Raw genomic sequence first — 467 nt, 5'->3', positions numbered from 1 at the left:
GGCGCTGGGTCCGTGTGTGTTGCCGACGCGGCTCGTCGTCGGCAGCGTCAGATGTGGAGCGGAGACAGGGACGGGGACGTGTGCGAGGGCCTCACCGACGCGCGGATCCCGCTCACCGGCGGCGGCAACATCTGGCTGCTGACGCCGAAGGCGGGCCGGGACGGGCACGTGGAGCCGAGCGACATCGGCGAGGCCGGCGGTCTGCGCGGCCTCTCGCAGACCAGCAGTGTCAGCGCCGCCAAGGAGTGGTCCGGCACCCGGCTGGTCGCGCCCAAGGTCCGCGGGTAGCCGGGGGACGGTAGGCGACTTGGCCGGCAACGCGGGCGCCGTCAGTGTGGCCGGCGCCGATGTGGTCGGTGTCAACGTGGACCGCGTCCTGCCTCGTTTACACATCTGTGGGTGCCGACGAAGAGGCACGGATATACTTACGGTGAGAGCGTTTATCTCAAACACAACGTATAAACAAA

Annotated in this window: 1 protein-coding gene; it reads left to right on the top strand. The window is 68.3% G+C overall.

The window, feature by feature from the left end:
- Positions 1-288, top strand: a 288-nt coding sequence (locus HUX53_RS00075; protein ID WP_176401126.1) for a DUF3052 family protein, incomplete at its 5' end; no start/stop codon positions are given.
- Positions 289-467 lie beyond the last annotated feature (179 nt).

It is taken from the genome of Actinomadura sp. BRA 177, from assembly GCF_013372625.1.
Taxonomy (GTDB): Bacteria; Actinomycetota; Actinomycetes; order Streptosporangiales; family Streptosporangiaceae; genus Spirillospora.
Note: the sequence above shows the minus strand (reverse complement) of the source record. Positions and strands in the feature narration are given on the sequence as shown.